At 45.3% G+C, this 14,212-nt stretch carries 20 protein-coding genes and 1 riboswitch; all 20 genes read left to right on the top strand.

Features of this window, described 5'->3' with window-relative positions:
• The first annotated feature begins 17 nt into the window (after positions 1-17).
• Entirely contained in the window at positions 18-458 is a 441-nt protein-coding gene (gene rplO, locus M3191_RS07970) for a 50S ribosomal protein L15 (protein WP_251627893.1), read from the top strand.
• Positions 458-1,750 carry a preprotein translocase subunit SecY gene (secY, locus tag M3191_RS07965; protein WP_251699692.1) on the top strand — a complete coding sequence of 431 codons (1,293 nt, stop codon included), beginning with the start codon at positions 458-460 and terminating at the stop codon, positions 1,748-1,750. The genes rplO and secY overlap by 1 nt, the downstream gene beginning before the upstream one ends.
• A 63-nt stretch (positions 1,751-1,813) precedes the next feature.
• Complete coding sequence (locus M3191_RS07960; RefSeq protein WP_251699690.1) at positions 1,814-2,467, top strand: adenylate kinase; 654 nt, start codon at positions 1,814-1,816, stop codon at positions 2,465-2,467.
• Positions 2,464-2,895: a hypothetical protein gene (locus M3191_RS07955; protein WP_251699688.1), complete on the top strand. Its 432-nt coding sequence runs from the start codon at positions 2,464-2,466 to the stop codon at positions 2,893-2,895. Before M3191_RS07960 ends, M3191_RS07955 begins: the two co-directional genes overlap by 4 nt.
• On the top strand, positions 2,895-3,113 hold the full coding sequence (infA, locus tag M3191_RS07950) for a translation initiation factor IF-1 (protein ID WP_060203457.1): 219 nt from the start codon (positions 2,895-2,897) through the stop codon (positions 3,111-3,113). The genes M3191_RS07955 and infA overlap by 1 nt, the downstream gene beginning before the upstream one ends.
• Before the next feature lie 40 nt (positions 3,114-3,153).
• Positions 3,154-3,267: a 50S ribosomal protein L36 gene (gene rpmJ / locus M3191_RS07945; RefSeq protein ID WP_076758849.1), complete on the top strand. Its 114-nt coding sequence runs from the start codon at positions 3,154-3,156 to the stop codon at positions 3,265-3,267.
• Positions 3,268-3,291: 24 nt separating this feature from the next.
• The gene (gene rpsM, locus M3191_RS07940) at positions 3,292-3,657 is read left to right on the top strand and encodes a 30S ribosomal protein S13 (protein WP_251627901.1); all 366 of its coding nucleotides are present in this window, start codon (positions 3,292-3,294) and stop codon (positions 3,655-3,657) included.
• A gap of 25 nt (positions 3,658-3,682) precedes the next feature.
• Complete coding sequence (gene rpsK, locus M3191_RS07935; RefSeq protein ID WP_009499031.1) at positions 3,683-4,072, top strand: 30S ribosomal protein S11; 390 nt, start codon at positions 3,683-3,685, stop codon at positions 4,070-4,072.
• 136 nt (positions 4,073-4,208) lie between these two features.
• Positions 4,209-5,153: a DNA-directed RNA polymerase subunit alpha gene (locus tag M3191_RS07930; protein ID WP_251627903.1), complete on the top strand. Its 945-nt coding sequence runs from the start codon at positions 4,209-4,211 to the stop codon at positions 5,151-5,153.
• Between the two features lie 28 nt (positions 5,154-5,181).
• Complete coding sequence (gene rplQ / locus M3191_RS07925) at positions 5,182-5,562, top strand: 50S ribosomal protein L17 (protein ID WP_251627905.1); 381 nt, start codon at positions 5,182-5,184, stop codon at positions 5,560-5,562.
• Positions 5,563-5,854: 292 nt separating this feature from the next.
• Positions 5,855-6,700, top strand: coding sequence for an energy-coupling factor ABC transporter ATP-binding protein (locus M3191_RS07920; RefSeq protein ID WP_251699686.1), 846 nt, complete (start codon positions 5,855-5,857; stop codon positions 6,698-6,700).
• Complete coding sequence (locus M3191_RS07915) at positions 6,676-7,545, top strand: energy-coupling factor ABC transporter ATP-binding protein (RefSeq protein ID WP_251699684.1); 870 nt, start codon at positions 6,676-6,678, stop codon at positions 7,543-7,545. Before M3191_RS07920 ends, M3191_RS07915 begins: the two co-directional genes overlap by 25 nt.
• Entirely contained in the window at positions 7,545-8,348 is an 804-nt protein-coding gene (locus M3191_RS07910; protein WP_251699682.1) for an energy-coupling factor transporter transmembrane component T family protein, read from the top strand. The genes M3191_RS07915 and M3191_RS07910 overlap by 1 nt, the downstream gene beginning before the upstream one ends.
• A 1-nt stretch (position 8,349) precedes the next feature.
• Positions 8,350-9,090, top strand: a complete 741-nt coding sequence (gene truA, locus M3191_RS07905) for a tRNA pseudouridine(38-40) synthase TruA (protein WP_251699680.1) — start codon at positions 8,350-8,352, stop codon at positions 9,088-9,090.
• Between the two features lie 173 nt (positions 9,091-9,263).
• Entirely contained in the window at positions 9,264-9,701 is a 438-nt protein-coding gene (gene rplM / locus M3191_RS07900; RefSeq protein ID WP_251695500.1) for a 50S ribosomal protein L13, read from the top strand.
• 19 nt (positions 9,702-9,720) lie between these two features.
• A complete protein-coding gene (gene rpsI, locus M3191_RS07895; protein ID WP_251627916.1) occupies positions 9,721-10,113 on the top strand; it encodes a 30S ribosomal protein S9 in 393 nt (130 codons plus the stop codon).
• A 225-nt stretch (positions 10,114-10,338) separates the two neighbouring features.
• Positions 10,339-10,440, top strand: a riboswitch (purine riboswitch).
• Between the two features lie 179 nt (positions 10,441-10,619).
• Positions 10,620-11,579, top strand: a complete 960-nt coding sequence (locus M3191_RS07890) for a nucleoside hydrolase (protein WP_251699678.1) — start codon at positions 10,620-10,622, stop codon at positions 11,577-11,579.
• Positions 11,580-11,622: 43 nt separating this feature from the next.
• Positions 11,623-12,837: a NupC/NupG family nucleoside CNT transporter gene (locus M3191_RS07885; RefSeq protein WP_251699676.1), complete on the top strand. Its 1,215-nt coding sequence runs from the start codon at positions 11,623-11,625 to the stop codon at positions 12,835-12,837.
• Positions 12,838-12,918: 81 nt separating this feature from the next.
• Positions 12,919-13,215, top strand: coding sequence for a rhodanese-like domain-containing protein (locus tag M3191_RS07880; protein ID WP_251699674.1), 297 nt, complete (start codon positions 12,919-12,921; stop codon positions 13,213-13,215).
• Positions 13,216-13,434: 219 nt separating this feature from the next.
• Positions 13,435-14,148, top strand: a complete 714-nt coding sequence (locus M3191_RS07875) for an N-acetylmuramoyl-L-alanine amidase (protein WP_251699672.1) — start codon at positions 13,435-13,437, stop codon at positions 14,146-14,148.
• Positions 14,149-14,212: the final 64 nt, after the last annotated feature.

Genomic DNA, 14,212 nt, shown 5'->3' with positions numbered 1-14,212 from the left:
AAGGAGGTGCCGATAAGATGAAATTACACGATATGAAGCCAGCTGAAGGCGCACGTAAAGCACGTAAACGCATTGGTCGTGGAATCGGTTCCGGTACAGGTAAAACTTCCGGTAAAGGTCATAAAGGACAAAACGCTCGCTCCGGCGGCGGTGTCCGTCTTGGATTCGAGGGTGGACAAATTCCACTTTTCCAACGACTTCCGAAGCGTGGATTTACGAACATCAATCGTAAAGAATATGCAATCGTGAATTTGGACGTACTGAACCGTTTTGACGAAGGTACCGAAGTTTCGCCTGAATTGCTAATTGAAACTGGAATCGTGAGCAATGAAAAATCAGGAATTAAGATTCTTGGAAATGGGACTCTTGAAAAAAAGATTACTGTCAAAGCTCATAAATTCTCTGCTTCTGCTAAAGAAGCCATCGAGAAAGCGGGCGGGCAAGCAGAGGTGATTTAATGTTTCAGACAATCTCCAACTTTATGCGCGTTAGAGATATTCGGTCTAAAATCATTTTCACACTAGTAGTGCTCATCGTATTCAGACTCGGTGCGTTTGTGCCGGTCCCGAACGTTGATGCAACAGCTTTGCAACAATCAAATAACCAATTCATTGGTTTCCTGAACATATTCGGCGGTGGCGCGTTATCGCAGTTCTCCATTTTTGCAATGGGAATCATGCCGTACATCACCGCTTCCATCATTGTGCAATTATTGCAGATGGATGTTGTTCCGAAATTTACTGAATGGGCGAAGCAAGGGGATGTCGGAAGACGGAAACTTGCTCAATTCACAAGATATTTCACAGTCGTTCTCGCCTTTATTCAAGCGATCGCCATGTCATTCGGCTTTAACCAAATGTTTGGCGGCACGCTTATCCTTGGCGAAGGGATCTCCACATATGTGATGATCGCGATTGTTTTAACTGCCGGTACATCATTCCTGCTTTGGCTTGGTGAGCAGATCACCGCAAAAGGAGTCGGTAATGGTATTTCCATTATCATCTTCGCGGGTATCGTTGCAGCTATTCCAAATGCAGTGAACCAACTCTATGCAACACAAATTCAAGACGCGGGAGACACGTTGTTCATTCGTCTTGCTATGATGGCATTATTGTTGATCGTCATCATTGCGATCATCGTCGGAGTCGTTTATGTACAAGAAGCGCTTCGTAAAATTCCGATTCAGTACGCAAAACGTATGACAGGTCGTCAACAGACGACGGCCGGACAACAAACGCACTTACCGTTGAAATTGAATGCTGCAGGTGTTATTCCGGTAATCTTCGCTGTGGCGTTTTTCATCACTCCTCAGCAATTGAGTGCATTTTTCGGTGATAATAGTGTTACAAAGTTCATTACACGGACGTTTGACTACAATCAACCGGTCGGGATGATCATTTATGTAGCACTAATCCTTGCTTTCACATACTTCTACGCATTCATCCAGGTGAATCCGGAAAATATGGCGGATAATTTGAAAAAGCAAGGTGCGTATATCCCGGGCATCCGTCCAGGACAAAATACGCAAAACTATTTAACGAGCACTTTGTACAGACTGACATTCGTAGGCTCGCTTTTCCTTGCCACAATTGCAGTCATGCCGATTTTCTTCATCAATCTGGCGAACCTTCCACAGTCCGCACAAATTGGAGGAACGAGCTTGCTCATCGTCGTCGGGGTTGCACTCGAAACGATGAAACAGCTTGAATCACAACTCGTGAAAAGGCATTACAAAGGGTTCATGAAATAATATTCCAAATAGGTGTGACCCTTGGTGAACTCCTGTTTTGAATAATTACGGAGGGCAAGACGTATGAATATCGTATTAATGGGTCTGCCGGGTGCCGGTAAAGGTACGCAAGCAGATAAAATTGTCGAAAAGTACGAAATCCCTCATATTTCTACAGGCGATATGTTCCGTGCTGCGATTGCAGAAGGCACGGAACTTGGAGTCAAGGCAAAATCGTTCATGGATCAAGGTGCTCTTGTTCCTGATGAAGTGACAATTGGCATTGTTCGTGAACGACTAAGCAAATCGGATTGTGATAACGGATTCCTACTTGATGGTTTTCCACGTACAGTTCCTCAGGCAGAAGCATTGGATGCACTGCTTGCGGACATGGACAGGAAAATTGAGCATGTTCTCAACATCAAAGTGGAAAAAGATGAACTTATCGCAAGATTGACCGGTCGCAGAATATGTAAAGTTTGCGGCACATCCTACCATTTGCAATTCAACCCGCCAAAGGTTGAAGGCAAATGTGATAAGGATGGCGGAGAACTTTATCAGCGTGCGGACGACAATCCGGATACCGTAACAAACCGTCTGGAAGTAAATATGAATCAAACAGCACCACTATTGGCGTATTATAACGACAAAGGTGTGCTGACAAACATAGATGGACAAAAAGACATCAATGTTGTTTTCAATGATCTGGACGCTATCCTACAAGAGAGTGGCCAGTGATCCTTTCCGGACGCAATTCATGCACGCCATATTGCGGGCAGCATCACACTGTTGCACGGAAAGAGCGTATAATTAACGAGCTGCAAAAGCATATGGTGCCCGGTATAGGAACTGGTGATAATCCATTGGCGGCACAGTTTCGGGACTTTGTAAATGCAAATATCCACCGAGGTGGGTATAATGTAAAAGGTGTCCGGAACCATGTGGCAAGAATGGAACGCACCAACGGCAATCCTGTCGTTTGTGTCTTTTCCGACGCGATTTTCCACAACAAGAGTCGGGGACTGACTTACGGGAAACGAAGTGTGACAGACGTCTTTCGAACATCACTCATGCAATCCGGACATATGTTGAAGGAAGCTTTGAAGGCGACTGCTGCCGCTCGATGGTTAAGAGCTTTATTGGATATAGAAGGGAGACAGGATTGATGGCGAAGGACGACGTAATTGAAGTTGAAGGTACCGTAGTCGAAACGTTGCCGAACGCGATGTTCAAGGTGGAATTGGAAAACGGTCATACGATTCTTGCACATGTTTCAGGCAAGATCCGTATGCACTTTATCCGTATCCTGCCTGGCGACAAAGTGACGATGGAACTCTCACCTTATGATTTAACACGCGGTCGTATCACATACCGTTTTAAATAAAACTTTTGCAACTCCGGACTATTGAAGGAGGTTGGGTAAGATGAAAGTAAGGCCATCTGTAAAACCGATCTGCGAAAAATGTAAAGTTATTCGCAGACGCGGCCGAGTAATGGTAATCTGTGAAAATCCAAAACATAAACAAAGACAAGGCTAATACAAAGGGAGGTGCACAATCTATATGGCACGTATTGCTGGTGTAGACGTACCGCGCGATAAGCGCGTAGTCATTTCATTGACATACATTTTTGGAATTGGGAAAACAACTGCACAGAAGGTCCTAGCTGGGGCTGGCGTTTCTGAAGAAACACGGGTTCGTGATCTTACTGATGCAGAACTAGATAAAATCCGTGAGCAAATCGACGCTTTGAAAGTTGAAGGGGACCTTCGTCGTGAAACTTCCCTTAACATCAAACGTTTGATGGAAATCGGTAGCTTCCGTGGAATCCGTCACCGTCGTGGATTACCTGTTCGTGGACAAAACACGAAAAACAACGCACGTACACGTAAAGGTCCTAAACGGACTGTCGCTAACAAGAAGAAATAATAGGTAAAGGAGGTTTTTCGTAGACATGGCACGTAAACAACAAACTCGTAAACGTCGTGTGAAAAAGAATATTGAAACTGGTATTGCACATATCCGTTCGACGTTCAACAATACAATCGTAACGATCACTGATAGTCATGGGAATGCTCTTTCTTGGTCCAGTGCTGGTGCACTAGGATTCAGAGGATCCCGTAAATCAACTCCGTTTGCTGCACAAATGGCTGCTGAAACTGCTGCCAAAACTGCTATGGAGCATGGCTTAAAGTCTTTGGAGGTTACTGTTAAAGGACCGGGTGCTGGTCGTGAAGCTGCAATCCGTTCACTACAAGCTGCAGGTCTTGAAGTAACTGCAATCAGAGACGTAACACCGGTTCCGCATAACGGATGCCGCCCACCGAAACGTCGTCGTGTATAATGGTTTGTTCTCCAATTGATTGAAAAGCACAATTTTTGGTAAAACTGAATTGTGTGATTGCATTTTGATTTCTTTTGATAATCGATTTCAATATGGAACGGCCTATATACTAGACGTTTTGAAGGAGGGTAAATGAATGATCGAGATTGAAAAACCGAAGATTGAAACAGTTATGATCAGCGAAGATTCCAAGTTCGGTAAATTTATTATTGAACCATTGGAGCGTGGATACGGAAACACTTTAGGGAATTCCTTGCGCCGCGTGCTTCTTTCCTCATTGCCAGGAGCTGCCGTGACATCTATCCAGATCGACGGAGTTCTTCATGAATTCTCTACAATTGAAGGTGTCGTCGAAGACGTTGCAACAATTATTTTGAATGTGAAGAAACTTGCTCTCAAAATCTATTCGGATGATGAGAAAGTGATTGAAATAGATGTAAAAGGCGAAGGAACGGTCACTGCAGCGGATATTACCCATGACAGTGATGTTGAAGTGCTGAATCCAGATCTTCAAATCGCTACACTGGGCAAGAATGGTCATTTGCGTATGCGGATGTATGCTGTTCGGGGCCGAGGGTATGCACCTTCCGATCAAAACAAACGTGAGGATCTTGCGATTGGTGTTATTCCGATCGACTCTATTTACACTCCAGTTTCACGCGTCAATTTCCAAGTAGAGAATACTCGTGTAGGTCAAAGCACTAACTTTGATAAGTTGACGTTTGACATTTGGACAGATGGCAGCATCGGTCCAAAAGAAGCTGTTTCGCTCGGAGCAAAAATCCTGACGGAGCATCTGAATATTTTCGTCGGCATGACTGACGAAGCACAAACTGCTGAAATCATGGTGGAAAAAGAAGAAGACCAGAAAGAGAAAGTTCTTGAGATGACTATCGAAGAGCTTGATCTATCTGTCCGTTCATATAACTGCCTGAAACGTGCAGGCATCAATACAGTACTTGAACTTGCTAACAAGTCCGAGGACGAAATGATGAAAGTGCGCAACCTTGGCCGTAAATCACTTGAAGAAGTGAAGGCGAAATTGGACGAGTTGAACCTCGGGTTACGCTCGGAAGATTAATCAACTAGATTGAAGGAGGGAAACTTCTATGGGTTACAGAAAACTTGGACGTACAAGTTCACAACGTAAAGCAATGCTTCGCGACTTGGCGACAGACCTAATTGTGCATGAGCGCATCCAAACGACAGAAGCGCGTGCGAAAGAATTACGTTCAGTCGTTGAAAAGATGATTACTCTTGGTAAACGCGGTGACTTGCATGCACGTCGTCAAGCAGCACAATTCATTCGTCGTGAGTTGGTAACAACTGCTGATGAAGAAGGCAATGAGAAAGAAATCTATGCAATCCAAAAGCTATTCGATAACGTTGCACCACGTTACGCAGATCGCCAAGGCGGTTATACGCGTATCATGAAAATGGGACCACGTCGCGGAGACGGAGCACCTGTTGTAGTAATTGAATTAGTTTAATTAATAAATACAAACAACCGAGGGTGTGTCTGGCATACGCACAGCCACGCCCTTTTCTTATCTATATGATTTATACGACAATATTAAAAGCTGAGTGTTACGATCGACGGTTCGGCCGATCGGTCTAGCTCTACGCATCTCATCCGCTGATCCGGATTGAGCACCCGGCATCAGAATAGAATGGAGCGCATTTCTTCGGATGAGGTGCGCGCTTTTTTTATTTGTTTAAAGAAAAAATTGTAGAATTCAGTTGTTTCATACATAATCGAAAGAATGCCCGGAGGTGAAAGATGTGAAGGAAATTTTGTCGTTGGATCACGTGTCCTATTCATACGAGTCGGAAGATGGCGTAACGCGGAGGGCGGTTGATGATGTCAATTTCACTGTGAATGACGGTGAATGGATTGCTATCGTCGGTCATAACGGATCAGGCAAATCGACGTTGGCGAAGCTGATGATCGGTCTTTTATTTCCCGAGCAAGGCAAAGTGAAGGTCTTCCTGGAGGAGCTGAACGCGGACAACCTATGGGAAATCCGTTCGGACATCGGAATCGTCTTTCAAAACCCGGATAATCAGTTCGTCGGCTCAACTGTTCAGGACGATGTTGCATTCGCTTTGGAGAACAATGGCATCCCTTTCGAGGAGATGGTGCCACGTGTCCACGAATCACTTGCGCAAGTGAACATGGAAGGATTTCTGGATCATGAGCCCCATCATCTATCCGGCGGACAAAAACAGCGTGTGGCAATCGCAGGAGCGCTTGCCATGCGCCCGAAGCTGCTTATTTTGGACGAGGCGACTTCGATGCTGGATCCACAAGGGCGTGATGAAGTGATCCAAGTCGTCGATGAACTTAAGCGGACAACAGGGCTAACGGTCATTTCCATTACACATGATCTGGAAGAAGTGCTATTGGCTGATAGGGTCATAGTGATGAATGATGGCAAGTTGTTGTTGACAGGCAAGCCGGAGGAGATTTTTGCTCATGGCGATAAGCTGGAGTCGATTGGGTTGGATTTGCCTTTTGCTGCAAGATTGTCCCGCTCCTTACGCCAGGCAGGAGTTGGGATACAAGGGGAACATATGACGGAAGAAGAGTTGGTGAATGAATTATGGACATCTCACTTCAACAAGTAGGCTATTCGTATGCAAAAGGCACGCCTTTTGAAAAGCGGGCCCTTTATGAGGTGAATGCTTCAATACGGACAGGATCGTACACGGCGATCATCGGACATACGGGATCAGGCAAATCGACGTTGCTTCTCCATTTAAACGGTTTATTGAAACCTACTGAAGGTGTCGTGCGCGTCGGAGATGTAAGCATCACCGCTGACACGAAGGCGAAAGAGCTGAAAAAGATCCGTCGGCACGTCGGCATCGTTTTCCAATTTCCTGAACATCAGCTTTTTGAGGAAACAGTGGAAAAGGATATCATGTTCGGTCCGCTGAATTTCGGTATTCCTGAAGAGGAAGCTAGACAGCGTGCTCATGAATTGATCCGTCTGTTGGGCTTGCCGGAAGACGTTGCACAGAAGTCGCCGTTCGATTTATCGGGGGGACAGATGCGACGAGTGGCGATTGCCGGCGTCCTTGCATTCAAGCCGTCAGTCCTCATTTTGGACGAACCGACGGCCGGACTCGATCCGCGTGGACGGAAAGAAATTATGGAGCTGTTTACCAAATTGCATAAAGAGGAAGGCTTGACGACCATCCTCGTCACTCACAGCATGGAGGATGCCGCGAGATACGCGGATCAGGTCCTCGTCATGCATGAGGGGCGTTCTGTTATGGCTGGAGCGCCTGAGGAAGTGTTCGGGGATGCTGAGCGCCTTAAGGCTTTCAGGCTCGGCCTGCCGCGTTCTGTGGCGTTTCAGCATAAAGTGGAGAAGCTATTTGGCAAGCGATTTGGAACGCTGGCACTGACGGAAGAGCAGCTTGCTAAGACAATTGCAGAAGCTCTGAAGGAAGAAGGTGAGCGATAATGTTGGAGAAGATGATTTTCGGCCGATACGTGCCGGGGAATTCATTCGTCCATCGGCTGGATCCGAGATCGAAACTACTGTTCGTCTTCTTGTTCATCGTAGCGGTCTTTCTAGCTAACAATACGGCGACGTACGCTTTGCTATTGGCTTTCACATTGCTCGTCATTTCTATTGCGCGCATCCGGCTCTATTTCCTGTTCAACGGATTGAAGCCGATTCTCTTCCTAATCATATTCACATTGCTCATGCACTTCATCTTCACAAAGGAAGGTGCATTGCTGATCGATTGGAAGTTCCTCAAGATTTACGAAGAAGGCGTCAGGCAAGGGATTTATATTTCCATCCGCTTCCTCGTGCTTGTCTTGATGACAACCATATTAACGCTGACGACGTCACCCATTTCCATCACGGACGGTATGGAGACGCTGTTGAATCCGTTGAAGCGCTTTAAACTGCCTGTTCACGAGTTGGCATTGATGATGTCGATATCACTTCGCTTCATTCCGACGTTGATGGATGAAACAGATAAGATTTTAAAGGCACAGCTCGCCCGTGGCTCCGATTTGACGAGCGGGACTGTTAAAGAAAGGATCCGGGCGGTCGTTCCGCTTCTTGTCCCTCTTTTCGTCAGCGCATTCAAACGGGCAGAGGACCTCGCCATCGCAATGGAAGTGAGGGGCTACCGCGGAGGAGAGGGCAGGACGAGGTACCGTCAATTGGATTGGCAGTGGCGTGATACAGTGGTCATCATTCTCTTCCTCGTTTTAGTCGTAGCCCTTTTTTGGCTGAGGGGAGGGAACTGATATGAGACGTGTTAAGGCCAAAGTTGCTTATGACGGTACACACTACGCTGGATACCAGTTTCAACCGAATATGCGGACAGTGCAGTCCGTCATCGACAAGGCGCTTGTGAAGCTCCACAAAGACAGTTCCATCCACTCTGTCGCAAGCGGCAGGACGGACGCAGGTGTGCATGCATGGGGTCAAGTGATCCATTTTGACACTCCTCTAGAGCTGCCGCTCGATCGTTGGCAAATGGCGATGAACGTTTTATTGCCGAAAGATGTGCGGATTGTAGAAACAGAATTCGTGGATGAGGATTTCCATGCGCGCTATTCCGCAACAGGTAAAACGTATATGTTTAAATGGTCGTCAAGTGAAGTGCAGAGCCCCTTTGAACGCAATTATGCAGTCCATTTGGGAAAGTGGCGGCCGGATATCGCTAGGATGCGTGAGGCTGCCGAGTACATTATCGGTACGCATGATTTCACAAGTTTCTGTTCGTCCAAGACTGCTACTTCGAACAGGGTGCGGACGGTCAGGGAACTGACTGTTGAACAACAAGGCGAAGAGCTGATCATGACGATTGAAGGCGACGGTTTTCTGTACAACATGGTACGGACAATTGCCGGTATGCTTTTTGCAGTCGGCATCGGTTGGAACGAGCCGCAGGACATGAAGGAAATCCTTGAGGCGAAGGACCGGAAAAAGGCTGGCAAAACAGCGCCAGCACACGGTTTGTACTTGATGAATGTCACGTACTAGACCCGTGTCAACTTTTCCTGGCGTTTTCTAACAAAACGCTTGACTTATGAACGTATTCAATATAAGATGATAAATGGTATTTCAATAACCCCACAATAAGCCCCGGAAAGTTTATTTGTGTTTAGGGATAGAGAAAACGGAACAGATTTGATATTTTTAGGAGGAAACAATACATGCGTACAACATTCATGGCTAAAGGTCACGAAGTAGAGCGTAAATGGCTCGTTGTCGACGCTGAAGGACAGACGCTTGGTCGTCTAGCTTCTGAAGTTGCATCAATTTTGCGCGGCAAAAACAAACCTACGTTCACACCACACGTTGACACTGGCGATCACGTTATCATCATCAACGCTGAGAAAATCCATTTGACTGGGAATAAATTAAAAGATAAAATCTACTATCGCCACTCTGGCTATACTGGTAATCTTAAACAACGTACTGCGCTTGAAATGCGTACGAACTATCCAACTAAGATGTTGGAACTTGCGATTAAAGGGATGCTTCCAAAAGGCCCACTTGGTCGTCAAACATTCAAGAAACTTCATGTCTATGCTGGACCGGAACATCCACATACGGCACAAAAACCAGAAGCATATGAGCTTCGCGGATAATTAAGAGGAGGAAACACTTTTGGCACAAGTACAATATATCGGCACTGGCCGTCGTAAAAGCTCAGTAGCTCGTGTACGTCTCGTACCTGGCGAAGGTAAAATTGTCGTCAACAACCGTGACGTAGAAGACTACGTACCATTCGAAACACTTCGTGAAGTGATTAAACAACCACTTGTAGCTACTGAAACTCTTGGCAGCTATGACATCCATGTAAACGTCCACGGCGGCGGTTACACAGGTCAAGCAGGCGCAATCCGCCACGGCGTAGCACGCGCTCTACTTACTGTAGACCCTGACTTCCGCGGAACTTTGAAATCTGCAGGATTGCTTACTCGTGACTCCCGCATGAAAGAACGTAAAAAATACGGTCTTAAAGGCGCGCGTCGTGCACCTCAGTTCTCAAAACGTTAATCTACGAATATTTACAGCCCTTTCCTTTTCAGGAAAGGGTTTTTTGTTTGGGTATTTTGGAATTATGTAGTATTAGGTTTTCTATTATAGGATCTTCTTCATTTCGAAAGCGTAAACACGAAGAATGATTTATCGAAATAAAATAACATTCGTGTTTACATTGACCGTCTTACAGTTTTTATGCTATAAATATAAAGTGCAAAAACAGCTTCAAGAAATGTGCGATAATTTTATTTAAATAATAAATGTATATGCTTGGGAATATGGCTCAAGCGTTTCTACCTGGTAACCGTAAACTACCGGACTACATGAAAAACTGACTGGAAACATTTTTATTCCATTGTTTTTCGTGAATCGGTAAACCGGATAGGTAGAATCTATCTGGTTTTTTGTATTTCATCCAGAAAATAAATTGCCGGAAAAAGCATATGAATAGCTTCCCGTTAATAACGGGAGACTAATCTATAGTGGTTCAAACAAAAATGTATTCTAAAGGATGGGACAGCATGACTAAAAAACCTATTTATTTCAACCACGACGGTGGAGTCGACGACCTTATATCTTTATTCTTATTGCTTCAAATGGATAATGTCGAACTGACAGGCGTATCTGTCATTCCGGCGGATTGTTATTTAGAGCCGGCCGTTTATGCAAGCCGGAAAATCATTGACCGCTTCGGGAATGATGTTAGCCTTGATGTAGCAGAATCGAACTCTCGCGGAAAGAATCCTTTTCCGAAAGACTGGAGAATGCATGCATTTCTTGTAGATGCACTGCCAATTCTAAATGAATCAGGGAAAGTTGTTACGCCCGTGGCGGAGAAGCCGGCACATCTTCATATGATCGATGCGATTCGAAATACACCAGAGAAGACTACTTTATTATTCACTGGGCCGCTTACTGATCTTGCGCGTGCATTGGATGAAGCGCCGGATATTGAAGAGAAGATCGAAAGGCTTGTTTTCATGGGCGGCACTTTCCGTGAAGATGGAAATGTCCATGAGCCAGAACATGATGGTACAGCTGAGTGGAATGTGTTTTGGGATCCGGAAGCAGCGGCTCGCGTATGGGAAACAAAGATCGAAATAGATTTAGTCGCGCTCGAAAGTACAAACCAGGTACCACTAACTTTGGATGTACGTGAGCGCTGGGCAAGGGAACGCAACTATATCGGAGTGGACTTTCTCGGTCAATGTTATGCAATGGTTCCGCCGCTCGTCCACTTTAAAACAAATTCCACGTACTATCTATGGGATGTGTTAACAACAGCATTTCTTGGAAAACAAGATCTTGTAAAGGTAAAAACGGTCAATAGTATTGTCATTCCGGATGGACCGAGTCAGGGTCGGACAGTGGAAACACCTGACGGGCGCCCTGTAAATGTTGTTTATGATGTGAATCGAGACGCATTCTTCGATTACATTACGGAATTGGCAAAGCAGGTTACCGGAGAAAACTCCAAATAAAAACGAATAATCAGCTCGATTTTACTATGATAGGAGAGATACTATGCAATACATCTGGGGGATTGGCGGCATCATTGGGATATTGGCAATTGCATGGTGCCTATCAACAGCAAAAAAGTCCATTAATCCGAGAACTGTTTTTGGAGCTTTGGCCATCCAAATTATTTTCGGATTTATGGTGTTAAAATGGGAGTTCGGAAGAAAAGTCTTGGAATACATTTCTGGAATTGTCCAAAAAGTAATCGACTCCTCCAATGAAGGAATTCAATTCTTATTCGGAGGTGTACTAGGGGCAGAAGGTGCAGGCTTCACCTTTGCATTTCAAGTGTTACCCATTATCATTTTCTTTGCTTCCTTAGTATCGGTACTTTATTATTTAGGAATTATGCAATTCTTGACGAAAATCCTTGGTGGCCTTTTGGCGAAGGCTCTTAAGACGAGTGAGACCGAATCGATGTCGGCTGCTGCCAATATCTTTCTCGGACCGACGGAAGCCCCGTTAGTCGTTAAACCTTATATCGAAAAAATGACTAGATCAGAGTTGTTTGCAGTGATGGTAGGGGGCTTGGCCTGCGTATCAGGTGCCGTGTTAGGCGGTTACGCTATGTTAGGCGTCCCTATCGAATATTTGCTGTCGGCAGCTTTCATGGGTGCTCCGGCAGGATTGTTATTTGCCAAAATTATAGTTCCTCAAACGGTACAGTTGAACGAAACAGAAGATGTTCAAATGGTAAAAGACACGGAATCCAAAAACGTCATCGATGCGGCTTCACGCGGGGCGATGGATGGATTGAAAATAGCGGTTGGTGTAGGTGCGATGTTAATCGCGTTTATCTCTCTCATTTATTTGATTAACCTAATCACCGGAGCAATTGGCGGATTCTTTGGATTTGAATCGTTAACGCTTGAAAAAATATTAGGGTATCTTTTCTTCCCAATCGCCTTCCTCATTGGTGTTCCTTGGGAGGAAGCATTGCAAGCCGGTTCATTTATCGGGCAAAAATTCATATTGAACGAATTCGTTGCCTACACTTCTTTTGCATCTGAAATAGCCAATCTGTCACCTAAGAGCGTCGCGATGATCAGCTTTGCACTATGCGGCTTCGCAAATCTTTCAGCGCTTGCTATGTTAATTGGCGGTTTAGGTGGTATGGCCCCTTCAAGAAGACAAGACATCGCGGAGATGGGATTACGTGCAATCATCGCGGCGACACTAGCCAATCTGACGAGTGCAGCTATTGCGGGGATGTTAATTTAATTTCCACTGGAGTTCAAAATATTGGACTGAGGATCCCTCACCCCTATAATATGAAGGGAATGAACAAGAGGAGGAATCGGCATGAAGGAAATGACTACAACTGAACTCCAGAAGCAGTTGGAAAACGGTGAAACAGTTAATATGATTGATGTCCGGGAAGAAGATGAAGTTGAACAAGGCATGATTCCAGGTGCAATCCATATTCCATTAGGGGAAGTTCCGGAGCGTTTGGAAGAGCTCGAAAAAGCTGAACCATACGTGCTCATTTGCCGGTCAGGCGGACGCAGTGGGCGTGCAGCAGAGTTCTTAGAGGCAAAAGGATATGACGTGACGAATATGGTCGGCGGCATGCTGGACTGGCAAGGGGACGTTGAATAAGTATTGCGAAAAGAGGAGCCTATGCGGCTTCTTTTTTTGTTGCCGATGTGCAAGTTTCCATTTTCTCGCGTTCAAGGTCCATTAATTCCAGCAAGGGTCCAATCTTTCATGTTCAAGGTCCATTCATACCTCTACCTGTTGCGCTTATCAATTATGTAATACAAGCATTCATATCTTCGCCAAGGTGTGCGTATAGTGGAGGAAAAAGGCGGTGTAAGATTGAAACGATGGCTAATCATCGGGTTATTATTTGCGAGCTCCCTTCTTGTTGTGCTGTACGGTGTGAATGCCTCGGACAGAGGATTCTTCATGCCTGAACAGCTTGGGGGAATGAAGATTCTCATTGATCCCGGGCACGGTGGATTGGATGGAGGAGCGTCAGTTGGAGAAGTAGTAGAAAGGGATATTACCTTAAGCATTGCACATGAGTTGAAAAAAAGGCTTGAAAAGAAGGGTGCAATGGTTGTCATGACCCGTGAGAAGGAAGGGGACGCCATTGCGGAACATGCACCAAGTGATAAGTTTGGAACAATTCGGCAAAGGAAATTGGCTGATTTGAAACTGCGTGAAAATATCGCCATCAATGAGGATCCCGACATCTTCCTCAGTGTCCACGTAAATGCAATTCCGGAACAAAGATGGCGGGGCTCGCAAGTATTTTATCATGCGGAAGGACATCCCGGAGGCGAGCTATTAGCCAAGTCAATTCAAGGATCTTTCGTAACAAATTTAAAAAATACCGAGCGTGAAGCCATGGCGATCAAAGGGGTTTATTTATTGAAAAAGGTTCCGATGCCTTCCGTACTTATAGAAACGGGCTTCATCTCAAATCCTGAGGAACGGGCATTGTTGACGGATCCTACGTACCGGGGGAAAGTGGCGGATGCGATTGTGGAGGGAATTATACAATTTCAATTATCGGAAAAACAATGAAAGTAAATTCCGACTTTGAAGAAGGGGCAATATGGTATACTTAGGGAAGAATGAATAAATCTCT

Origin of the sequence: Sporosarcina luteola, assembly GCF_023715535.1 — a bacterium.
GTDB lineage: Bacteria > Bacillota > Bacilli > Bacillales_A > Planococcaceae > Sporosarcina > Sporosarcina luteola_B.
This window is presented reverse-complemented; position numbering and strand designations above follow the sequence as displayed.